Consider the following 21,650-nt stretch of genomic DNA (forward strand, 5'->3'; position numbering starts at 1 on the left):
AGCGTAACATGGTTGCTGCTGCACAGAACAACGCTTACGCCCCCGCCATCCGGCTCGATGCCGATGACCGGAACGACGACGCCATCATCGATGCGCGCAACATCGCCGTGACCTTCAGGGTGGAACATGGCACGGTGGAGGCGGTGAAGGACATCTCCTTCCAGCTTTACAGGGGCGAGACGATTGCCATCGTTGGCGAATCCGGTTCGGGAAAATCTGTCACGGCCCGCACGATCATGGGGCTTTTGACGAAGCGGGCGTCCGTTGCGAAATCCGCCACCGTGCGATTCAACGGCGACGACATTCTGAAGTTTTCGAGCCGCCAGCGGCGGGCGCTGCGTGGAAACCGCATCTCGATGATCTTTCAGGAGCCGATGAGTTCGCTGAACCCGATCTATACGATCGGCAGCCAGATCGTCGAGGCGATCCGCGTTCATTCGAAGCTCAGCCGGAAAGAGGCCGAGGCGAGGGCGCTCGATCTTCTGCGGCAGGTGCAGATACCGGAGCCGGAAGCGCGGCTGAAACAATATCCGCATCAGCTTTCCGGCGGCCAGCGGCAGCGTGTGATGATCGCCATGGCGCTCTCCAACGATCCGGATGTGCTGATTGCCGATGAGCCGACCACCGCGCTCGATGTGACGGTGCAGGCGCAAATCCTCAACCTCATCCGCGACCTGCAGAAAAAGCGCGGCATGGCCGTGGTCCTCATCACCCATGACCTGACGATCGTGAAGCAGTTTTCCGATTACGTCTATGTCATGCAGCATGGCGAGATGCGCGAACATAACACCACGGAAAAGCTCTTCGAAGCGCCGCAGCACCCCTATACGAAAAAGCTGCTTGCCTCCGAACCGCATGGCACGGCAAAGCCGCTGCCGGAAAATTCCGGCGTGCTGCTGACGGCAAGCGGCGTACGCGTCTCTTTCATGATGCGTTACGGCGGGCTGTTCAAACCGGAACTGAAGGAACTGATCGCCGTCGACAGTCTGGGGCTAACCCTCAATCGCCACGAGACGCTGGGGCTTGTCGGTGAATCCGGTTCCGGCAAGACGACCTTCGGCCAATCATTGCTGCGGCTGAACGAGCCGGTGGCCGGCGAGGTGATCTTTGATGGCGAGAGGGTCGATGGCCGCTCCCGCGCGCAAATGCGGCCCCTGCGTTCGCGTATGCAGATCGTCTTTCAGGATCCCTTCGCCTCGCTCAATCCGCGCATGACCATCGGCCAGATCATCGAGGAAGGCCTCATCATCAACGGTCTTGGGCGAACCAAGGCCGAAAGGCTGGACCGGGTGCGCGACGCGCTGGAGGCGGCGGGCATGCCCGGCAATATCCTCTCACGTTTCCCGCATGAGTTTTCCGGCGGCCAGCGCCAGCGTATCGCCATTGCCCGTGCGGTGGCGCTGGAGCCGGAATTCATCCTGCTCGACGAGCCAACCTCGGCGCTCGATCTTTCCGTGCAGGCGCAGATCATCGATCTCCTGCGCAAGCTGCAGGATGAGCGGGGCCTAAGCTACCTGTTCATCTCGCACGACCTGAAAGTGGTCCGCGCGCTCTGCCACCGCGTCATCGTCATGCAGCGCGGGCAGATCGTTGAGCAAGGGCCTGTCGAGGATGTGCTGACAAATCCGAAAACCGAATATACTCAGCGGCTTGTGCGGGCCGCCTTCGAAATCGCTTGAATTCCCAATGCTGGAGGTAGACATGGCAAGAGATCCCAAGATCACATTCATCGGCGCAGGCTCCACGGTGTTCATGAAGAACATCATCGGCGACGTGCTGCAGCGTCCGGCCCTTTCAGGCGCCACCATCGCACTGATGGATATCAACCGCGAGAGGCTGGAAGAAAGCGCCATCGTCGTCAACAAACTGATTTCGACGCTTGGGGCGAAGGCGAAAGCCGAGACCTATACGGACCAGAAAAAGGCGCTCGCCGGCGCGGATTTCGTTGTCGTGGCCTTCCAGATCGGCGGTTATGAGCCCTGCACGGTCACCGATTTCGAGGTGCCGCGCAAATATGGCCTGCGTCAGACCATCGCCGATACGCTCGGCGTCGGCGGCATCATGCGCGGCCTGCGGACCGTGCCGCATCTGTGGAAGATTTGCGAGGACATGCTGGCCGTCTGCCCCAACGCCATCATGCTGCAATATGTGAACCCCATGGCGATCAACACCTGGGCGATTGCGGAAAAATATCCGACGATCCGGCAGGTCGGCCTTTGCCATTCCGTGCAGGGCACGGCCATGGAACTCGCCCACGATCTCGATATTCCATATGAGGAAATCCGTTACCGTTCGGCCGGCATCAACCATATGGCGTTCTTCCTGGAGTTCGAACACCGCCAGCCGGATGGCAGCTACAAGAACCTTTATCCCGACCTCGTGCGCGCCTACCGCGAAGGCCGTGCGCCCAAACCCGGCTGGAACCCGCGTTGCCCCAACAAGGTGCGTTACGAGATGCTGACGCGGCTCGGTTATTTCGTCACCGAGAGTTCCGAGCATTTCGCCGAATATACGCCCTATTTCATAAAGGAAGGGCGCGAGGATCTGATCGAGAAATTCGGTATCCCGCTCGATGAATATCCCAAGCGCTGCATCGAGCAGATCGAGCGCTGGAAGGGGCAGGCGGCGGCCTATCGTTCGGCCGAGAAGATCGAGGTCAAGCAATCCAAGGAATATGCCTCCTCCATCATCAACTCGGTCTGGACCGGCGAACCCTCGGTTATTTACGGCAACCAGCGCAACAATGGCTGCATCACCTCGCTGCCATCGGATTGCGCGGCGGAAGTGCCCTGCCTGGTCGATCATAACGGCGTGCAGCCCACCTTCATCGGCGAATTGCCGCCGCAGCTCACCGCCCTGATGCGCACCAACATCAATGTGCAGGAGCTGACGGTGCGGGCGCTGATGAGCGAAAACCGTGAGCACATCTTCCACGCCGCGATGATGGACCCGCACACGGCGGCGGAACTGGATCTCGACCAGATATGGTCACTGGTGGACGATCTGCTGCTGGCCCATCGCGACTGGCTGCCGGAATGGACGCAGGTGGAGGTGAAGCGGGCGCGGGCGGTGTAAGGCGCGGTTACTACGACAAATATTAAGGTACAGGCCCTCTCCTCCGTCATGCCGGACTAGATCCGCATCCAGCCACGGCGCGTCTGCGCCGTGAGAGGATTCTTCCGCGATCAAGGGCTTGATCGCGCTGGACCCCGGATCAGGTCCGGGGTGACGGGGTGCGGATGATGCGGCTTTGCCAAACGAGGCCGTTTCATAGGGCTTTGCAACCCCTGAGGCCTGCCACCATCAGCCGGTTTAGGCGTATGTCTGAAACCCTTAAAGCATTTGACTTGTGTCAAGGCTACAAAACACCTCGACGTCTAAACAGCCCCTGACTCGATCTATTCCCTCTTAAAGAGGAGAAATGTCGGGGCGAATACTAAACGCAATGGTGGCTGGCTTCTTCGGTTTCATCGTATTAGGGTTGAAATTCGAAGGGTTCATGGGGAAGACGGATGTCTAAAAAAGGCTTGCTCGTTGGGCTGGTGATTCTGGTTATTGCCGGTGTCGCCTATTTCTCCTGGTCGAAGCTGAAGGGTGAGGGACTTCCCGCCGGTTTCGTGGCCAGCAACGGCCGGATCGAGGCCGTCGAAATCGATATTTCCACCAAGACCGCCGGTCGTCTTCAGGACATCATGGTGCGTGAGGGTGATTTCGTGAAGGCCGGGCAGGTGCTGGCGCAGATGGACACCGCCCAGCTGGAAGCGAGGAAGCGTCAGGCGGAAGCACAGTTTCGCCGCGCGAAAATAGCAATCGATACGGCCAACAGCCTCGTCGCCCAACGGGAGGCGGAAAAGACCTCGGCGCTGGCGGTGGTGGAACAGCGCAAGGCCCAGCTCGATTCCGCCTCCAAGACCTATGCGCGCTCGAAACAGCTGCTGACCGGCAACGCCGTCTCGCAGCAGATCGTCGATGACAGTGAGGCCGCCGAGCAGTCCGCCCGCGCCACGCTCGCCTCCGCTGAGGCCTCGCTTGCCGCCTCCGATGCCGCAATCAACGCCGCCAAGGCGCAGATCATCGATGCCGAGGCGGCTGTGGATGCCGCGCAGGCCGATATTGAAAGCATCGAAACTGATATCGCCGATGCGACGCTGAAATCGCCCCGCGACGGCCGCGTGCAATATCGGATCGCCCAGCCCGGTGAGGTGCTGTCCGCCGGCGGGCGGGTTCTGAACCTGGTCGATCTCGGCGATGTCTATATGACATTCTTCCTGCCGACGGCCGACGCCGGTCGCACATCCATGGGCTCGGACGTTCGCCTGATACTGGATGCCGCCCCGCAATATACCATTCCGGCGAAGGTTTCCTTCGTCGCCGATGTCGCGCAGTTCACGCCGAAAACGGTTGAAACCGAAGAGGAACGCCAGAAGCTGACATTCCGGGTGAGGGCGCAAATCCCGCAGGAGCTGCTGCAGAAATATATCCAATATGTCAAAACCGGGCTGCCCGGCATGGCCTATGTCCGGCTTGATCCGCAGGCCGCCTGGCCGGAAAACCTCGAACGCAATCTCGTCAAGTGACGGTGGCCACCATGGTCGCGCCTCCCGCAACGAATGACAGGCATGCACCGGTCGCGCGATTGGCCGATGTGCGGTTGACTTTTGGAACCACCATAGCGCTGGCCGATATATCGGTCGAGATCCCCGCCGGGCGGATGATCGGGCTTATCGGGCCTGACGGTGTCGGCAAATCGAGCCTGTTGTCGCTCGTCTCCGGCGCGCGCGCCATCCAGAAAGGCAGGGTGGAGGTTCTGGGCGGGGACATGTCCGATCCGCGCCACCGCGAGGAGACCTGCCCGCGTATCGCCTATATGCCGCAGGGTCTTGGCAAGAACCTTTATCCCACCCTGTCCGTCTTCGAAAATATCGATTTTTTCGGCAGGCTGTTCGGGCAGGGCGGCAGGGAGCGGCAGGCGCGCATCGCCGAATTGCTGAAGAGCACCGGCCTCGAGCCATTCGCCGACCGCCCCGCGATGAAGCTTTCCGGCGGCATGAAGCAGAAACTCGGGCTCTGCTGTGCGCTTATCCACGATCCAGACCTGCTCATTCTCGATGAGCCGACCACGGGCGTCGACCCGTTGTCGCGCCGGCAATTCTGGGAGCTGATCGATTCCATCCGGGCCGGGCGTCCGGGCATGAGCGTCATCGTCGCCACGGCCTATATGGAAGAGGCCGCCGGTTTCGACTGGCTGGTCGCCATGGATGGCGGCAAGATTTTAGCCACCGGCTCGCCTGCCGAACTTCTCGAGCGCACCTCCGCCCCCAATCTCGATGCCGCCTTCATCGCGCTTCTTCCTGAAGATAAGCGCAAGGGTTACCACGAAGTCCATATCGCGCCGCGCAAGGTGGCGGGTGAGGGCGATTATGCCATCGAGGCGTCGCATCTGAGTATGCGTTTCGGCGATTTTACCGCCGTCGACAATGTCAGCTTCAAGATTCCGCGCGGCGAGATTTTCGGCTTTCTCGGCTCGAACGGTTGCGGAAAATCCACCACAATGAAGATGCTGACGGGGCTTCTGGCGGCCAGCGAAGGCGAGGCGAAGCTTTTCGGGCACAAGGTGGATGCCAGCGACATGGCGATCCGTCACCGCGTCGGCTACATGAGCCAGGCCTTCTCGCTCTATTCCGAGCTGACGGTGCGCCAGAACCTCGATCTTCACGCCCGCCTGTTCAAGCTGCCGGAAGAGAGCATTCAACCGCGTATCGCCGAAATGGCCGAGCGTTTCGATCTCGGTGCGGTCATGGAAACCCTGCCGGACGACCTGCCGCTCGGCATCCGGCAAAGACTGTCGCTGGCGGTGGCGATGATCCATTCGCCTGATATTCTCATCCTCGATGAACCGACCTCCGGTGTCGACCCGGTGGCGCGCGACGGGTTCTGGCAAATCCTTGCCGATCTCTCGCGCAACGACAATGTCACCATCTTCATCTCCACCCATTTCATGAACGAGGCGGAGCGCTGCGACCGGATTTCGCTGATGCATGCCGGCAAGGTGCTGATCAGCGATACGCCCGATGCGATTACCAAAAGCCGCAATGCCGCAACGCTCGAAGAGGCTTTCGTCGCTTATCTCGAGGATGCTTCGGGCGTGAAAAAGGCGGAGCCTGCGGCAGCGCCCGTTGCGACAGCGCAGGTGCCGGCGACGCAACATGTTGCACCCAATCGTAAGCGGTTTTTCGATTTCAGGCGCATGTTCAGCTATACCCGCCGTGAGGCGCTGGAACTGCAGCGCGATCCCATTCGCGGCACGCTGGCGGTGCTCGGCAGCGTCATCCTGATGTTCGTTATCGGATACGGTATCAATCTCGATGTCGAGGACCTGACCTTCGCGGTGCTGGACCGTGACGATTCCACCATCAGCCGCGATTACGTGCTCGACATTGCCGGCTCCCGTTATTTCATCGAGAAGGAACCGATCCGCGATTATGCCGATATGGACCGGCGGATGCGTGACGGGGAACTCAGCCTCGCCATTGAAATTCCCCCGGTTTCGGCCGCGACGTGTTGCGCGGCAAGACGGTGGAGGTGGGCGCCTGGATCGACGGCGCCATGCCGCAGCGGGCCGAGACAGTTCGCGGATACGTGCAGGGCATGCACCAGACATGGCTGGCGCGCAAGGCGGCCGAGATTTACGGCAGCGCGGCGACGCAAAGCACATTCAGCATCGAAACGCGTTATCGATACAATCCGGACGTCAAGAGCCTCGTCGCCATGGTGCCGGCGGTCATTCCGCTGCTGCTCATGCTCATTCCCGCCATGCTGGCGGCGCTCAGCGTCGTCAGGGAAAAGGAACTCGGCTCCATCGTCAATCTTTACGTGACGCCGACCACGCGGCTGGAGTTCCTGATCGGCAAGCAGCTTCCTTATGTCGCCCTCGGCATGCTCAATTTCCTGCTTCTGACGGCCTTCGCCATCTTCATCTTCCAGGTGCCCTTCACCGGAAGTTATCTCGCCTATGCGACGGGAGCGCTTCTCTATGTCATCATCGCCACCTCCATCGGCCTTCTCATGTCGTCCTTCATGAAGAGCCAGATCGCGGCGATCTTCGGCACGGCCCTGATGACTCTCATTCCGGCAACGCAATATTCGGGCATGATCGATCCCGTTTCGTCGTTGCAGGGGGCGGGCGCCTTTATCGGCAACATTTATCCCGCCACCTATTTCATGACCATTTCGCGCGGCACCTTCTCCAAGGGGCTGGATTTCGCCGGGCTCTCCGGCTCGTTCCTGCCGCTTCTCATCGCCATTCCGCTGCTTCTCATTGCCGGCGCCGCACTTTTGAGGAAACAGGCGTCATGAAGCTGTTTTCGTCCAACATCTTCCAGCTCGGCATCAAGGAACTGCGCGGCCTCGCGCGTGACGGCATGTTGCTGCTGCTCATCGTCTACGCCTTCACGCTGCAGATCTATACCGGCTCCAGCGCGCTGCCGGAGACGCTGAACAATGCCGCCATCGCCATTGTCGACGAAGATCAGTCGCCGCTTTCCGGGCGCATCAGCACGGCTTTTTATCCGCCCTATTTCTCCCCGCCGAAGCAGATTTCCATTGCGGAAATGGACAAGCGCATGGATGCGGGCCTCGATACCTTCGCGCTCAACATCCCGCCGGATTTCCAGCGCCGGCTGATGGCCGGGCAGCAGCCGGCCATCCAGCTCAATATCGACGCCACCCGCATGAGCCAGGCTTTCAGTGGCGGCGGTTATGTGCAGAGCATCGTGACGAGCGAAGTTCAGGAATATATCAACCGCTATCGCGGTGCGACTTCGGTGCCGGTGGACCTTACCCTGCGATCTCGTTTCAACCCGGAACTGGACAAGTCGTGGTTCGGGTCGATCAACAACATCATCACCGCCATCACCATGCTGTCGATCGTGCTGACGGGGGCGGCGCTCATTCGCGAGCGCGAGCATGGCACGGTCGAGCATCTGCTGGTCATGCCGGTCACGCCGCTGGAAATCATGCTCAGCAAGGTCTGGTCCATGGGCCTTGTCGTGCTGGTGGCCTCGGCATTTTCCCTTTTCGTCGTCGTCAGGGGCCTGCTCGCCATTCCGATCGAAGGCTCGCTCCTGCTCTTCCTGCTCGGCACCGCCTTGCAACTCTTCGCCATGACGTCGATGGGCATCTTTCTTGCGACGGTGGCCGGTTCCATGCCGCAATTCGGCATGCTGCTGATCCTGTTCCTGCTGCCGTTGCAGGTGCTCTCCGGCGCCATGACACCGCGTGAGAGCATGCCTGATATCATCCAGTACATCATGCTTCTCGCACCCAACACCCATTTCGTCATACTGGCGCAATCGGTGCTTTTCAGGGGGGCGGGGCTGGATGTGGTCTGGCCGCAATTGCTGGCGCTGCTGGCCATCGGCTCCGCGCTCTTCGTTTTCGCGCTTCGCCGTTTCAGGCGGTTCCTGCGCTGATTCCGCCTATTTCCGCGCAAGTTGAATTAATTGTGTTCGGTAACGGTATGTTCGCCTTCCGTGAATATGCCTATGAGGACGGCTGGGTAAGCGGGCTTTGTTCAGGAGTAGCAAAATGAATATTGCAGCACGTCTGTCACTGGCAGCCATGATCGCTCTGGCGGCAACGCCATCTCGCGCGTCGGAGGATATGACGTCGGAGACGAGCGAAGCGATATTCGGTTTCGGAGGCGCCCTGACGAAAGAGGACATGCTGAAAAGTGCGGCCCTCATTCCGGTGGAATATGAGCGCAATGCCATTCTTGGCGGCGGTTATCAGTTCTACCCCTACCACATCGGCAACGTGAAACTCGGCGGCGAGATCGGCGTTGCCGCCAGATTCGGCAAGGGCTTTACCGGTGAAGTCTGGGCGGGTCCGGTCGCGCGTTACGAGCAGATCAGGCTCGGAGAACGGCTGTTCATCACGCCAAGCTTTACCGCCGGCCTCAGCCTCGTCACGGATGCACAGCCGGGCCGCGAGCGGGAACAGGAAATCAAGGACGACGGCAATGCCAATGTCCTGTTTTATCTGGGACCGGAAATCAACGTGTCCTTCAGCGAGGATTCCTCGACGGAATTCTTCTGGCGTCTTCACCACCGTTCCGGCGGTGGCAAAACACTGGGCAATATGAAAGGCGCCACAAACGCCAACGTATTCGGCGTCCGCTACAAGTTCTGAGCGGCGGGGGGCGGTTCCAAGCCCGGCGAACCGTCTGAATTTTAGTCACGTTTCTTTTTCGTCGCAAACCGTCACGGGGAACCCTTGCGTCTGGCGCATGGGTGGATTGCCTTATTCTGCCTGTTAATTCGTCATCGAAAAGCGCATATAGGGGGCATCAAAGGACGCCGGAACGAAAACGTTACTGACGTCACCTAAACCTCAGAAAGGGTAATGTCATGAACGTAGCACGCAGCTTCAATAACTGGCGCAAATATCGTCAGACCATCAACGAACTCGGCCGTATGAGCACCCGTGAACTGCACGATCTCGGTATCGATCGCAGCCAGATCACCAGCGTCGCCCGCGCCGCCGTTGGCAGGTAATCAAGGCGATATCGCCGCTTCTGAATGCCCAAACGCCCGCTCCGCGGGCGTTTTTGTTTTGGGGATATGGGATGCTTTTACCGCGAATATCCACCAGATAATCCGGCGATGTCGAAGTCCGAGCCGAAAGGTGGGGTTTTCCCGACGTCAGGCGACGAATATCGCCATGCAGTGAATGCATATCTGTGCTGCAAGCTTGTGCCTGTCAAATACGCAGAAAAATGCTATCTTCCAATCATCGAAAGGGATGTACCTCCTCCCACATCCTTTTGGTAATGCGGGTGATCCTACTCCTCCTCCCAAAGGATTGCCCCGGGGACAGCGGTTTTCCTCCTCCCATATCGCTGTTCATCTTTTCAAAAAGCCTGCCGCACCTCCTCCCGCGGCAGGCTTTTTTGTTTTCAGCATCTTCCTTTTTCTTCAGGGAATATCTCAGTCGAAAGCCATCATGCCGATGGGCGTCACGGCATGGGTGCCTGCGCGTCTGGCAAGGGCGTAGGCAAGGCACTGCTCAACGGCGTCCTGCGGCACGGGCTTGGCGATCACGCCGGCGCCGATGCCGAGGTTGACGACGACTTCGGGGTTTGCCGTCATGAAGATCACCACCACGCCATGATCTTCGGAAAGCCGCCGTCCGATCTCCGGGCCGGTCTGTCCGTCGGCAAGATTGACGTCGACAAAGGCGATATCGGCACGGCTGCCAAGCGCCACGGCGTCTTCCAGCCGGTTGGCGATGCCGATGACATCCGCCTCTTCTTCCGCCTGCAAAATGGAATCCTCTATATCCATGGCGATGAGGAATTCGTCTTCCACGATCAGCACACGCGGCTGTTCCGTGCGGAAACCCGGTTCGTTCTGCAAGACGTCTGCCAACATATGCCTGTCTCCATTCTGTGTGCTCCAGAGCATCGGACCGAAAAGTGCAGCGCAGTTTTCGGGTCTCCGATGCATCCACTAAACCTGGAGTGGGGAGGGCCGGTTCCGTTCTATCTCCCGCCACTCCAGCGCGGTCGGCAAGCAAACACTTCTCGGCGTAACTCGTTCCAAAGTGAGATAAACATAGTGAATGGAGTGTAAACGGCGTGCCTTTTCGGCTATCACCTTTTAAGAGCGAAGCAGTTGATTCGGTTCGGTTTTCATCCGGGGAAGGGGTCGGAGAACGTCGCCGTGGAGCATCTTTCGCCCCCTGGAACACCGTTCTTTCGCCATTATGGGGTGAAAGGCCGGCATGAAAATTCAAAGCGTTACAGCCTCTTTCCCCCATCTGGGAGGAAGCGCTGGAACCTTGCCGATCATTCGCGTGCCGCGGTCAAAAAAACGGCGCGGGACCCTATGAGTTTAGAAAGAGAATAAGACGATGACCCAGTCTCCGCGCGCCACCATTGCCCGCAACACGCCCAATATCGCCGTCGTCGGCGTTGGTGGCGGTGGCGGCAACGCGATCAACAACATGATTGCCGAGGGCATCGGCGGCGTCGATTTCATCGCCGCCAATACGGATGCGCAGGCGCTGAAGAAGACCAACGCGCCGCGGCTCGTGCAGCTCAGCTCCGAACTGACCGGCGGGCTTGGGGCGGGCGCTGATCCCGAGGTCGGCCGGCAGGCGGCGATCGATTCCCTCGATGAGATCATGGATCACCTGAGCGGTTATGACATGTGTTTCATCACCGCCGGCATGGGCGGCGGCACCGGCACGGGCGCTGCCCCGGTCATTGCCGAAGCCTGCCGGGCGAAGAACATCCTGACCGTCGGTGTCGTCACGCTTCCCTTCAGCTTCGAGGGCGCGCGCCGCATGCGGGCTGCCGAATACGGCTTCGCCAACCTGCTCAACACGGCCGATACCGTCATCGTCATCCCCAACCAGAACCTGCTGCGCATTGCCGATGCCGGCACGACCTTCGAAAATGCGCTGAAAACGGCGGACAAGGTTCTGTCGCTTGGCGTGCGCTGCATCACCGATCTCATCCTGCGCGAAGGCCTGGTCAATCTCGATTTCGCCGATGTGCGCTATGTCATGAAGAATGGCGGCCGGGCGCTGATGGGCACGGCGCAGGCCAAGGGCGAAAAGCGCGCCTCGGAAGCGGCGGCCGCAGCCATCGCCAACCCGCTGCTCGGAGAACCGTCGCTGAAGGAAGCGCGGGGCGCTCTTGTTTCCATTTCCGGCGGTAACGATCTGACGCTCTACGAGATCGATGAGGCAATGACGCTGGTGCGCGAGGCGGTCAGCGAAGAGACCGATGTGGTGATGGGCGCTTCCTTCGACCCGACGCTGGACGGCGCTTTCAAGATTTCCGTCGTGGCCACCGGCCTGCGCAACTGAGGCTTGCTTGAGGCGGGACATCGCTGGGCGTTTCTTCTCCCCCTCGGGGAGAAGAGACAAGCGGCTTACTCTTCGCTTTCTTGGGAAGTCGTCCTTCTTTAGTCGGCGATGCCCCATAAACAGCGTTCACGCCACAAATCGCATGTTTGAAGCCGTCGCGGGTAATTTTCGCGACGGCTTTTTGTTGTTTTTGAACAATTATTCCGCCATTCGAAGGGGCGGCAGCGCTGCGCGTCGTTGATTGCGAAAAAATATAATAGTACTCTTTATGTCGACAAGAGGGATTTGATGATGACGGATATAATTGCTTCTGCCGAGCGCAAGCGCGGCTCCGGCGTGAAGATGGTCTATGATCTGCTGCGCGACGAGATTCTCGATCTGGTTCTGCCGCCGGGCAGCCCCATCGATGAGGTGCAGCTTGCCGAAAGGTTCAAGATGTCGCGCACGCCGATCCGCGAGGCGCTGGTGCGGCTTTCGGGCGAGGGGCTGATCGATACGTTGCCGAACCGTTCGACCATGGTGTCGAATATCGATTTCCTCAACATGCACACCTATTTCGATGCGCTGGTGCTGATGTATCGGGTAACGACCCAGCTTGCCGCGCAATATCACCGTCCGGAAGATCTGGCCGGCATCCGCGCCCACAATGCGGAATTCGCCATTGCGGTGGAGGAGCAGGATGCGCTGGCGATGATCTCCACCAATGCCGCACTTCACCTTTCCATCGCCGAAGCCGGACGCAACCCCTATTTCACCAGCCTGTTCAAGCGGCTGCTGGATGAGGGACGGCGCATTCTCCGGCTTTATTACCAGTCCTATGACGATCGTCTGCCGAAGCGTTTCGTCGACGATCATGATGAGATCATCGCGGCGATCGCCGCGCGCGATATCGCTCTTTCCGAAAGGCTGGCCCGCGAGCATGCCGAACAGATCGTGCGGCAGGTGCAGAAACTGCTGGTGCGAAACGAGCGTCTGGAAATAAATCTGTAGCTTGTCGATTTCTTGTCGACAAATAAAATACAAGATAGTAATGTCCCTGTCGAAAGGGTGGCGCGGACGTGCGTCCATTCCCGAAAAACTGTCCCTTAGGAGCTAGTAATGACGGCCAGCATTTTTTCCGGCGTGATTCCCGCCTTGATGACCCCCTGCAAGGATGATCGCACCCCCGATTTCGATGCGCTTGTTCGCAAGGGCAAGGAACTGATCGCCGATGGCATGTCCGCCGTCGTTTATTGCGGCTCCATGGGCGACTGGCCGCTCCTGACGGACGAGCAGCGCATGGAAGGCGTGGAGCGCCTGGTGAAAGCCGGTATTCCGGTCATCGTCGGCACCGGCGCGGTCAACACGGCATCCGCCGTTGCCCATGCCGCCCACGCCCAGAAGGTCGGCGCCAAGGGCCTGATGGTCATTCCCCGCGTCCTGTCGCGCGGTTCGGTCATCGCCGCCCAGAAGGCGCACTTCAAGGCCATCCTCTCGGCTGCACCGGAAATCCCGGCCGTCATCTACAACAGCCCCTATTACGGCTTCGCCACCCGCGCCGATCTCTTCTTCGCGCTGCGCGCCGAGCACAAGAACCTCGTCGGCTTCAAGGAATTCGGCGGCCCGGCGGATATGCGTTATGCGGCCGAGAACATCACCAGCCGCGATGACGACGTGACCCTGATGATCGGCGTCGACACCGCCGTTGTCCACGGCTTCGTCAATTGCGGTGCAACCGGCGCCATCACCGGCATCGGTAATGTCCTGCCGAAGGAAGTCATTCACCTCTGCAAGCTGTCGCAGGCCGCCGCCAAGGGTGACGCGGACGCCCGCGCCCGCGCGCTGGAGCTGGAACAGGCGCTCGCCGTTCTCTCGTCCTTCGATGAAGGCCCGGATCTGGTTCTCTATTTCAAGCACATGATGGTGCTGAAGGGCGACAAGGAGTACACGCTGCACTTCAACGAAACCGACGCCCTGACCGACAGCCAGCGCGGTTATGTCGAGGCGCAGTTCAAGCTGTTCAACAGCTGGTATGCCGACTGGAGCAAGCTTCCGGGCGCTGTGCAGGCCTGCAAGGCTGCCTGAGATATTGCTGGTGTGAAAAAAGGCCCGCAATTGCGGGCCTTTTTGCATGTGATGACGTTTGAGCGTTTCTTGGCTTCGACGTCATCTCCGGACTTGTCCCACGGCTGTCCGGTTTAAATTTCTGCCGGCTACAATCCCCACGATGCTGGTGATGAAGAGTGGATATTCTCTCGGCGTCATCCTCGGCCTTGTGCCGAGGATCTAATCACGGTGAATAAAATCAATACGTTGCAGATCCTCGGGACAGGCCCGAGGATGACGGAGGAGAGGTTTGCGGATTCCGCCGTCAACTCTGCACCGGGCCGCGGGCCTTATGTATATTGTTCTCCGACACGGTCAGGAAACCGCGTCCAGCCCCTTTTCCAGCAGCCGGTCGAGCCCGGCCATTTCGGCGGCGGTAAGCGTGATGCCTTCGCTTGCGGATTTGGCGCGGGCCGCAAAACGGCGACCGGAGGGCAGGCGGGCGCCTTGGCCGATGATAGCGTCGAACAGCACTTCGGCGCGCAGGAAAGGGTCGCCCGGACGGCCCTTGGCGAAAGCTTCGGGTGAAAAGGCGACGATCAATTCTCCATGGGTTGGCGCAAGCGTGGTGGTGCCGAGAAATTCGAGCGCTTCGGGGCTGGTGAGATCGCCGATCATGATGCCGGCGAGAAGCTCGATCATGGTGCCGATGGCCGATCCCTTGTGGCCGCCAAAGGGCAGCATGGAACCGGCAAGGGCCGCCTCCGGGTCGGTCGTCGGCTTGCCGTCGGCATCCAGAGCCCAGCCTTCCGGCAGGGGCTTTCCGGCCCGCCGGTGCAGTTCGATTTCACCGCGGGCCGCAACCGACGTCGCGAAATCGAAGACATAAGGGGAGGTGCCCTTGCGCGGCCAGCCGAAGGCGAAGGGGTTGGTGCCAAGCAGAGGCTTGGTTCCGCCGGTGGGCGCGACGGTGGAATAGCTCGGGCACATGACCAGCCCGGCGAGACCGTTTTCGGTCAGCCCTTCGACTTCCGGCCAGAGCGCCGAGAAATGCGTGCAGTCATTGACGACGAGTGCTGCGATGCCCGAGCGTCTCGCCCGCTCCACCAGAACCGGCAGACCAAGTTCGAAGGCGGGGTTGGCGAAGCCGCCACGGGCATTGACCTTGACGATGGCCGTGCCGTCGTCTTCAGCCACTGCAGGTATCGCATCGGGCTTCACCTTGCCGGCCTTGACGGTGCGGAGCGCGCCTTCGATACGGTAGATGCCGTGGGACTTGCAGGCGTCCCGCTCACCGGCAGTAATGACGCGCGCCAACGCGCCCGACTGTACATCATTCAGCCCGGCCCTCAAAAAAATCGACTCGACCCGCTGGAAAAGTGCCTCAATGGTCAAGGTGGTCGTGTCGCTCATCATAGTCCTCCGATAGGGCTCGCACATTTTGAATACATAAAGTATACAAAGGTGTGAGTATTGCAACGTGTCTTTTCGATGAAGCTCAGTCAGAGCAGAAGGCCACCCTCTCAAACACGAAGATACCTTAAGCCCTCGTTCCTGTGCTTATCACAGGAAACCGGTCGACGCGCGTCTGCGCGTCGGAAAGCCTCTTTCAGCCCAAAGACTTGGGCCGGCTAGATTCCTGTGACAAGCACAGGAATGAGGGATGCTGGATGTTTCGCCCACCTTGTCCGCTCGCCGCGCGCCGGCTGGCCTAATCATCCGCGACACCTCATCAGTTCGCATGCGCAAAAATTCTTTTTGTATACTCATTGTATTTTTATGTTGATTTATCGCTTCCATGGGGAAATAGTGACCGCGCCTTCAACGGCAGACCAATTCTGGGAGCAAATCAAGAATGAAAAAATCGGTCATTTTCGCCGGCCTCTTGGCCGCCACTTCCGCTATCACCCCGGCCAAGGCCGACAAGCTGGACGACATCATCTCGTCCGGTACGCTGCGTTGCGCCGTCGTGCTCGACTTCCCGCCCATGGGCGCGCGTGATGACGCCAACAACCCGATCGGCTTCGACGTCGACTATTGCAACGATCTCGCCAAGGCGCTCGGCGTCACGGCTGAAATCGTCGAAACGCCGTTCCCCGAGCGCATTCCGGCGCTGATGTCCGGCCGCGTCGATGTCGGCGTTGCCTCGACCTCCGATACGCTGGAGCGCGCCAAGACGGTCGGCATGACCGTGCCCTACTTCGCTTTCGAAATGGCCGTTACCGCCAATGACAAGTCGGGCATCAAGTCCTTCGAGGACATGAAGGGCAAGACGGTCGGCGCCACCGCCGGCACATTCGAAGCCATTGCGCTCGAAAAGTCGGTCAAGGAGTGGGGAACCGGCGAGTTCCGTCCTTACCAGACGCAGGCAGACGTGTTCCTCGCGCTCAGCCAGGGCCAGATCGACGCCACCGTTTCCACCTCGACGGTTGCCCAGTCCAACGTCAAGGGCGGCAAGTTCGCCGGCATCTCCGTGGTCGGCAAGGCGCCCTATGACATCGATTATGTCGCGCTCTTCACCAACCGTGACGAATACGGCTTCATCAACTACCTGAACCTCTTCATCAACCAGCAGGTTCGCACCGGCCGTTACGCCGAACTCTACGAAAAATGGGTTGGCGGCGAAGTTCCCTCGCTCACCGTCAACGGCGTTTATCGCTGATCAGGACTTTTCGTAAACGGCGCGGTCACAGAGATCGCGCCGTTGATCGTTTCTGAAAAGGCGGGACGCTTAATGTTCAATTATACATTCCACTGGAATCAGGCGCTGAAGGCTCTGCCGCAGCTTCTGGACGGTGCGGTGGTGACGCTGCAGATCGCCATTCTGTCGATGGTGATCGGTCTTGCCTGCGCCATCGTGCTGACGCTGTTCCGGCTCTCCGGCAACCGCATTCTCGGCGCTTTCGCCTCCGTCTGGGTGGAAATCGCCCGCAACACGCCGGCGCTGTTCCAGATTTACATGGCCCATTTCGGCCTTGGCAATTTCGGCATTCACCTCAGCCCCTATACGGCGCTTCTGGTCGGTATCGCCTTCAACAACGCCGGTTATCTCGCGGAAAATTTCCGTGGCGCGCTAAAGGCCATTCCCGATACGCAGACGCGGTCGGGCCGTTCGCTCGGCATGACCTCGATGCAGACCTTCCGGCTGATCATCATGCCGCAGATGCTGCGCGTGGCGTTCCTGCCTGCCACCAACCAGATGGTTTGGGCAATCCTCATGACCTCGCTCGGTGTCACGGTTGGCATGAATACGGATCTCGCCGGCGTTACGCAGGCGCTCAATGCGCGCTCGTTCCGTACCTTCGAATTTTTCGCGCTCGCCGCGGTCATCTATTATGTGATCGCCAAGATCGTCACGCTCGCCGCCAGACTGCTGGCCGCGCGTCTGTTCCGTTATTGAGAGAGGTGAGCCATGTTTGAAACCGCTCTCACCTGGAGTGATCTCGCCTTCCTGGCCAAGGGTGCCGGCATGACGCTGGCCGTCACCGCCGTCGCCGTCACGGCGGGCACTGTCATGGGGATCATCTTCGGTATCATCCGTTTCCAGTTCGGCCCCTATTGGTCGCTGCCGCTGACCTTCGTGCTGGATATTTTCCGTTCCGTGCCATTGCTCATCCAGCTCGTTCTCGGCAATGCCTTCCAGTCGATCGCCAAGCTCGGCTGGCCGCCCTTCACCACCTCCTGCGTGGTGCTGTCGCTTTATACGGCAGCCTATTGCACCGAGATCGTGCGCGGCGGCATCGATGCCGTGCCGTCCAATACGCGCCGTGCCTGCCGGTCGCTGGGCATGACGTGGTCGCAGGATATGCGCTACATCGTGCTGCCGCTCGCTACCCGCGTGTCGCTGCCCTCATGGATCGGGCTCACGCTCGGTGTCATGAAGGATTCGGCGCTGGTGCTGTGGCTCGGGCTCATCGAGCTTCTGCGCGCATCGCAGATTCTCGTCACCCGCCTGCAGGAACCGCTGACGATCCTGATGATCTGCGGCGCCATCTACTTCCTTATCAGTTTCCCCATCGCCCGTTTCGGCGGGTATCTCGAAAGACGGTGGTCCCCCAATGATTGAGATCGAAAACGTCCGCAAATCCTTCGGCCCGCTGGAGGTTCTGAAAGGGATCAACCTCACCGTCAACAAGGGCGAGGTGGTCACCATCATCGGCGGCTCCGGTTCCGGCAAGTCGACGCTGCTGACCTGCATCAACGGCCTCGAGCCGATCGACAGCGGCAAGATCGTTATCGACGGCACGGAAGTGCATGCGAAGTCCACCGACCTCAACAAGCTGCGCCGCAAGGTCGGCATCGTCTTCCAGCAGTGGAACGCTTTCCCGCATCTGACGGTGCTCGAAAACGTCATGCTCGCGCCGCGCAAGGTTCTTGGCATCTCCAAGGAGCAGGCCGAGGAAATCGCGGTCAAGCAATTGACCCATGTGGGCCTTGCCGAAAAGCTGAAAGTCTATCCGAACCGCATGTCCGGCGGCCAGCAGCAGCGTATGGCGATTGCCCGCGCGCTTGCCATGTCGCCCGAATATATGCTGTTCGACGAAGTCACGTCAGCGCTCGACCCGATGCTGGTGGGCGAAGTGCTCGATACGCTGAAGATGCTGGCGGATGAGGGTATGACGATGATCTGCGTCACCCATGAAATGGCCTTCGCCCGCGATGTCTCGAACCGCGTCGCCTTCTTCCATCAGGGCGTGATGGCGGAAATCGGCACACCGGACCAGCTGTTCGGCGCGCCGCAGCATGCCGAAACCCAGAAGTTCCTGGCGAGCGTGCGGTAATGCCAGCACATGATGTCATCGTCATCGGGGCCGGCGTCGTCGGCCTCTCGGCGGCAATCGCGGCGCAGGGCCGTGGCCTCTCGGTTACGGTCATCGACCGCGAGGGACCGGCGGCGGGCGCGTCCGCCGGCAATGCCGGCGCCTTCGCCTTCACCGATATTCTGCCGCTGGCATCGCCCGGCATTCTCTGGAAGGCGCCGAAGTGGCTTCTCGATCCGCTCGGTCCGCTCAGCGTGCCGCCGGCCTATGCGCTGAAGATCGCGCCATGGATGTTCCGCTTCTGGCGGGCCTGTGCGGCGTCGAAGGTGGAACATTCCACCGCGGCACAGACCGCGCTGATGGATCTCGCCAAGGCCGAGTTGGAGCCGTTCCTGAAAAAGACCAACACCATCGCCATGCTGCGCAAGGAGGGCAATCTCCAGGTCTATGAAAGCGAGGCGGAATTCGAAGCCTCGCTTCCCGGCTGGAAGGCGCGCGAGCGGCACGGCATCGAGTTCCGGCATCTCAATGCCGAACAGATGGCCGAGATACAGCCCGGCATCGCGCCGCGTTTCACCTGCGGCACGTTCACGCCCGGCTGGTATTCCATCGCCGACCCCAAGCTCTACACGCTGGCGCTGGCCGAACATTTCCGCACCATTGGCGGCCGTATCGAATGCCTCGATATCGCTTCGCTCAGGCCGCTGGAAGACGGCGTCGAGGTGGTGAGCCATGACGGCCGCACGCGCAAGGCCGCCAGGGTGGTGCTGGCAGCCGGCGCCTTTTCGCATCGCATCGCCCGTTCGCTCGGGGAAAAAATTCCGCTGGAAACGGAACGGGGGTATAATACAACCCTGCCGTCTGGCGCCTTCGATCTGCGCACGCAGGTGACTTTCGGCGGCCATGGTTTCGTCGTCACGCGGCTTTCCTCCGGCATCCGCGTCGGTGGCGCGGTAGAACTGGGCGGGCTGGAGCTTCCCGCCAATTTCGCCCGTTCCGAGGCGCTGCTGACCAAGGCGAAAGCCTTCCTGCCGGGCCTGAAAACCGAGGGCGGCAAGCAGTGGATGGGCTTTCGCCCCTCGCTGCCGGACAGCCTGCCGGCCATCGGGCAAGCACGGCACACGGCGCGGGTGGTCTATGCTTTCGGCCATGGGCATCTTGGGTTGACGCAATCGGCGGGCACGGCCCGCATCGTCGCCGATCTTCTGACGGGGCAAAAACCCGCCATCGATACAAGGGCATTTTCGCCGCAACGTTTCTGACGGGGATTTCCGATGTCTTCTTCCCTCTCGACAGTAGCCGTTCCTGAAGCCCGCAGCATTTTGGCCGGTTCGGCTGAAGGGAAGGCGATTTCCACCACCGAGGCGCTGAGTTTCTGGGGCGGCGTCGATCCCGCCACCGGCCGGGTCATCGACGTGCACCACCCGCTGCATGGCACCTGTCTCACCGGCGGCGTGCTGTTCATGCCCACCAGCCGCGGTTCCTGCACCGGTTCAGGCGTCTTGCTCGATCTTATCCTGACGGGCCGTGCGCCTTCGGCGCTGGTCTTCTGCGAGGCCGAGGACGTGCTGACGCTGGGCGCGCTGATCGCCGCCGAAATGTTCGGCAAGCCTTTGCCGGTGCTACGTCTTGACGCGGAAAATTTCGCCCGGTTCTCCAAAGCCGTTCATGTCCGTATCGATGAGACGGCCATCGAAGCCGATGGCGTTTCCCTTGCCATCACGCCGCCGGCGACGGCGCATCTCGATCTTGGGGATGACGACCGGGCCATGCTCGAAGGACGCGATGGCGTCGCCGTGCAGCAGGCCATGCGCATCACCGTCGCCATGGCCGCCCAGCAGGGGGCATCGGCGCTTGTCGATGTCACGCAGGGCCATATTGACGGTTGCATCTATGCCAGCCCCGCCAATCTCACCTTCGCGGAAAAAATGGCGGAGATGGGCGCGAAGGTACGGGTGCCGACGACCATGAACGCCATTTCGGTGGACAAGGCGCATTGGCGTTCGCAGGGCATGCCGGAGGATTTCGGCGACCCGGCCGCAAGGCTGGCGGATGCCTATGTGCGCATGGGCTGTCGCCCGACTTTCACCTGTTCGCCTTACCTGCTCGACAGCGCGCCGCAAGCCGGCGACATGATCGCCTGGGCGGAATCGAATGCGGTGATCTTCGCCAATACTGTTCTTGGCGCGCGCACGGCGAAACATCCGGATTTTCTCGATCTCTGCATCGCGCTGACGGGCAGGGCGCCGCTTGCCGGCGTCTATCTGGAGGAAAATCGTCGTCCCCAGCGCATCGTCAATGTGGCGTTGCCGCAGGGCGTGGATGATGCCTTCTGGCCGCTCATCGGTTATCTGGCGGGCAAGGCCGCGCCGGATTGCATTCCGCTGCTGCGCGGCCTTGGCCCTGCGAAGCCGTCACGGGATGATCTAAAGGCGCTTTGCGCCGCTTTCGGCACCACCTCCGCTGCGCCCATGCTTCATATAGAGGGCGTAACGCCGGAAGCCGGTCTTTCGCCTCTCGAAACGGCCGATACCGTTACTGTTTCACCCTCCGATATGGCCGCCGGCTGGTCGCTTCTCAATGAAGGGCCGGAAGAGGTGCAACTTGTCGCCATCGGCAGCCCGCACGCCTCGCTGGAGGAGTGCCAGGCGCTTGCGGCTGAATTTGCCGGCCGCCGGCGTCACGCGGATGTTGCGGTGATCGTCACAGCCGGCCAGCAGGTCATCGATGCGGCCGGGCAGGACGGCACTTTGCAAAGCCTGCGCGACAGCGGCGTGCAGGTGCTGCCTGATCTTTGCTGGTGCTCCATTTCCGAGCCGGTTTTCCCGACGAAGACCCGTGCCCTGATGACCAATTCCGGCAAATACGCTCATTACGGACCCGGCCTCAGCGGCCGCGCCGTGCGCTTCGGCAGCCTTGCCGAGTGCGTTGAAAGCGCGCTGACCGGCCGTGCCCCATCCCTTCTTCCTTCATGGCTTTCCTAAGGAGTTT

At 60.5% G+C, this 21,650-nt stretch carries 17 protein-coding genes and 1 pseudogene; 16 read left to right on the forward strand and 2 right to left on the reverse strand.

What is annotated here, in order from left to right; all coding sequences use genetic code 11:
* The first annotated feature begins 8 nt into the window (after positions 1–8).
* The 7 genes and pseudogenes from O3W47_RS10200 (at position 9) to O3W47_RS10230 (ending at position 9,554) form a co-directional block, all read left to right on the forward strand.
* Positions 9–1,679, forward strand: coding sequence for an ABC transporter ATP-binding protein (locus tag O3W47_RS10200; protein ID WP_269313642.1), 1,671 nt, complete (start codon positions 9–11; stop codon positions 1,677–1,679).
* A gap of 22 nt (positions 1,680–1,701) precedes the next feature.
* Positions 1,702–3,075 (forward strand): alpha-glucosidase/alpha-galactosidase, encoded by a 1,374-nt coding sequence (locus O3W47_RS10205; RefSeq protein ID WP_174022928.1) that lies wholly within the window; start codon positions 1,702–1,704, stop codon positions 3,073–3,075.
* 437 nt (positions 3,076–3,512) lie between these two features.
* Positions 3,513–4,577, forward strand: a complete 1,065-nt coding sequence (locus O3W47_RS10210; RefSeq protein WP_269313643.1) for an HlyD family secretion protein — start codon at positions 3,513–3,515, stop codon at positions 4,575–4,577.
* An 11-nt stretch (positions 4,578–4,588) separates the two neighbouring features.
* A pseudogene (gene rbbA, locus O3W47_RS10215) lies at positions 4,589–7,356 on the forward strand (ribosome-associated ATPase/putative transporter RbbA).
* Positions 7,353–8,471, forward strand: coding sequence for an ABC transporter permease (locus tag O3W47_RS10220; protein WP_059756311.1), 1,119 nt, complete (start codon positions 7,353–7,355; stop codon positions 8,469–8,471). The pseudogene rbbA and the gene O3W47_RS10220 overlap by 4 nt, the downstream one beginning before the upstream one ends.
* Positions 8,472–8,586: 115 nt before the next feature.
* Positions 8,587–9,189 carry a hypothetical protein gene (locus O3W47_RS10225; protein ID WP_269313644.1) on the forward strand — a complete coding sequence of 201 codons (603 nt, stop codon included), beginning with the start codon at positions 8,587–8,589 and terminating at the stop codon, positions 9,187–9,189.
* Between the two features lie 218 nt (positions 9,190–9,407).
* A complete protein-coding gene (locus tag O3W47_RS10230) occupies positions 9,408–9,554 on the forward strand; it encodes a DUF1127 domain-containing protein (RefSeq protein WP_003521716.1) in 147 nt (48 codons plus the stop codon).
* A gap of 432 nt (positions 9,555–9,986) precedes the next feature.
* Here O3W47_RS10230 and O3W47_RS10235 read toward each other — a convergent pair whose 3' ends face one another.
* Positions 9,987–10,430 carry a response regulator gene (locus tag O3W47_RS10235; RefSeq protein ID WP_080818946.1) on the reverse strand — a complete coding sequence of 148 codons (444 nt, stop codon included), beginning with the start codon at positions 10,428–10,430 and terminating at the stop codon, positions 9,987–9,989.
* Between the two features lie 481 nt (positions 10,431–10,911).
* On the opposite strand from O3W47_RS10235, the gene ftsZ reads away from it, so the two are divergent.
* From ftsZ to O3W47_RS10250, 3 genes are all read left to right on the forward strand, one after another.
* Entirely contained in the window at positions 10,912–11,874 is a 963-nt protein-coding gene (ftsZ, locus tag O3W47_RS10240) for a cell division protein FtsZ (RefSeq protein WP_003521714.1), read from the forward strand.
* A 291-nt stretch (positions 11,875–12,165) separates the two neighbouring features.
* Positions 12,166–12,864: a GntR family transcriptional regulator gene (locus O3W47_RS10245; RefSeq protein ID WP_080820927.1), complete on the forward strand. Its 699-nt coding sequence runs from the start codon at positions 12,166–12,168 to the stop codon at positions 12,862–12,864.
* A 108-nt stretch (positions 12,865–12,972) separates the two neighbouring features.
* Positions 12,973–13,938 carry a dihydrodipicolinate synthase family protein gene (locus tag O3W47_RS10250; RefSeq protein WP_080818945.1) on the forward strand — a complete coding sequence of 322 codons (966 nt, stop codon included), beginning with the start codon at positions 12,973–12,975 and terminating at the stop codon, positions 13,936–13,938.
* A gap of 336 nt (positions 13,939–14,274) precedes the next feature.
* On the opposite strand, the gene O3W47_RS10255 is transcribed toward O3W47_RS10250, so the two are convergent.
* A complete protein-coding gene (locus tag O3W47_RS10255; protein ID WP_269313645.1) occupies positions 14,275–15,312 on the reverse strand; it encodes an Ldh family oxidoreductase in 1,038 nt (345 codons plus the stop codon).
* A 442-nt stretch (positions 15,313–15,754) separates the two neighbouring features.
* Between O3W47_RS10255 and O3W47_RS10260 the strand changes: the two genes are divergently transcribed.
* The 6 genes from O3W47_RS10260 to lhpI all read left to right on the forward strand — a co-directional run bounded on the left by O3W47_RS10260 (position 15,755) and on the right by lhpI (position 21,643).
* Positions 15,755–16,561, forward strand: a complete 807-nt coding sequence (locus tag O3W47_RS10260) for an ABC transporter substrate-binding protein (RefSeq protein WP_080818943.1) — start codon at positions 15,755–15,757, stop codon at positions 16,559–16,561.
* Positions 16,562–16,633: 72 nt separating this feature from the next.
* On the forward strand, positions 16,634–17,299 hold the full coding sequence (locus tag O3W47_RS10265) for an amino acid ABC transporter permease (RefSeq protein WP_269313646.1): 666 nt from the start codon (positions 16,634–16,636) through the stop codon (positions 17,297–17,299).
* A gap of 12 nt (positions 17,300–17,311) precedes the next feature.
* Positions 17,312–17,965: an amino acid ABC transporter permease gene (locus tag O3W47_RS10270; protein ID WP_080818941.1), complete on the forward strand. Its 654-nt coding sequence runs from the start codon at positions 17,312–17,314 to the stop codon at positions 17,963–17,965.
* Entirely contained in the window at positions 17,958–18,680 is a 723-nt protein-coding gene (locus tag O3W47_RS10275; RefSeq protein WP_020811659.1) for an amino acid ABC transporter ATP-binding protein, read from the forward strand. The genes O3W47_RS10270 and O3W47_RS10275 overlap by 8 nt, the downstream gene beginning before the upstream one ends.
* Positions 18,680–19,921, forward strand: a complete 1,242-nt coding sequence (locus O3W47_RS10280; protein ID WP_269313647.1) for an NAD(P)/FAD-dependent oxidoreductase — start codon at positions 18,680–18,682, stop codon at positions 19,919–19,921. Before O3W47_RS10275 ends, O3W47_RS10280 begins: the two co-directional genes overlap by 1 nt.
* A 12-nt stretch (positions 19,922–19,933) precedes the next feature.
* Positions 19,934–21,643 (forward strand): cis-3-hydroxy-L-proline dehydratase, encoded by a 1,710-nt coding sequence (gene lhpI, locus O3W47_RS10285; protein WP_269313648.1) that lies wholly within the window; start codon positions 19,934–19,936, stop codon positions 21,641–21,643.
* Positions 21,644–21,650 lie beyond the last annotated feature (7 nt).

The organism is Agrobacterium sp. LMR679 (assembly GCF_027157905.1).
Lineage (GTDB): Bacteria > Pseudomonadota > Alphaproteobacteria > Rhizobiales > Rhizobiaceae > Agrobacterium > Agrobacterium leguminum.

Coding starts and splice junctions, on each gene's coding strand:
- O3W47_RS10275 (WP_020811659.1), top strand. CDS start 17,958: ATGATTGAGATCGAAAACGTCCGCAAATCCTTCGGCCCGCTGGAGGTT.
- O3W47_RS10205 (WP_174022928.1), top strand. CDS start 1,702: ATGGCAAGAGATCCCAAGATCACATTCATCGGCGCAGGCTCCACGGTG.
- ftsZ (WP_003521714.1), top strand. CDS start 10,912: ATGACCCAGTCTCCGCGCGCCACCATTGCCCGCAACACGCCCAATATC.
- O3W47_RS10265 (WP_269313646.1), top strand. CDS start 16,634: ATGTTCAATTATACATTCCACTGGAATCAGGCGCTGAAGGCTCTGCCG.
- O3W47_RS10230 (WP_003521716.1), top strand. CDS start 9,408: ATGAACGTAGCACGCAGCTTCAATAACTGGCGCAAATATCGTCAGACC.
- O3W47_RS10245 (WP_080820927.1), top strand. CDS start 12,166: ATGACGGATATAATTGCTTCTGCCGAGCGCAAGCGCGGCTCCGGCGTG.
- O3W47_RS10255 (WP_269313645.1), bottom strand. CDS start 15,312: ATGAGCGACACGACCACCTTGACCATTGAGGCACTTTTCCAGCGGGTC.
- O3W47_RS10210 (WP_269313643.1), top strand. CDS start 3,513: ATGTCTAAAAAAGGCTTGCTCGTTGGGCTGGTGATTCTGGTTATTGCC.
- O3W47_RS10220 (WP_059756311.1), top strand. CDS start 7,353: ATGAAGCTGTTTTCGTCCAACATCTTCCAGCTCGGCATCAAGGAACTG.
- O3W47_RS10270 (WP_080818941.1), top strand. CDS start 17,312: ATGTTTGAAACCGCTCTCACCTGGAGTGATCTCGCCTTCCTGGCCAAG.
- lhpI (WP_269313648.1), top strand. CDS start 19,934: ATGTCTTCTTCCCTCTCGACAGTAGCCGTTCCTGAAGCCCGCAGCATT.
- O3W47_RS10280 (WP_269313647.1), top strand. CDS start 18,680: ATGCCAGCACATGATGTCATCGTCATCGGGGCCGGCGTCGTCGGCCTC.
- O3W47_RS10260 (WP_080818943.1), top strand. CDS start 15,755: ATGAAAAAATCGGTCATTTTCGCCGGCCTCTTGGCCGCCACTTCCGCT.
- O3W47_RS10225 (WP_269313644.1), top strand. CDS start 8,587: ATGAATATTGCAGCACGTCTGTCACTGGCAGCCATGATCGCTCTGGCG.
- O3W47_RS10235 (WP_080818946.1), bottom strand. CDS start 10,430: ATGTTGGCAGACGTCTTGCAGAACGAACCGGGTTTCCGCACGGAACAG.
- O3W47_RS10250 (WP_080818945.1), top strand. CDS start 12,973: ATGACGGCCAGCATTTTTTCCGGCGTGATTCCCGCCTTGATGACCCCC.
- O3W47_RS10200 (WP_269313642.1), top strand. CDS start 9: ATGGTTGCTGCTGCACAGAACAACGCTTACGCCCCCGCCATCCGGCTC.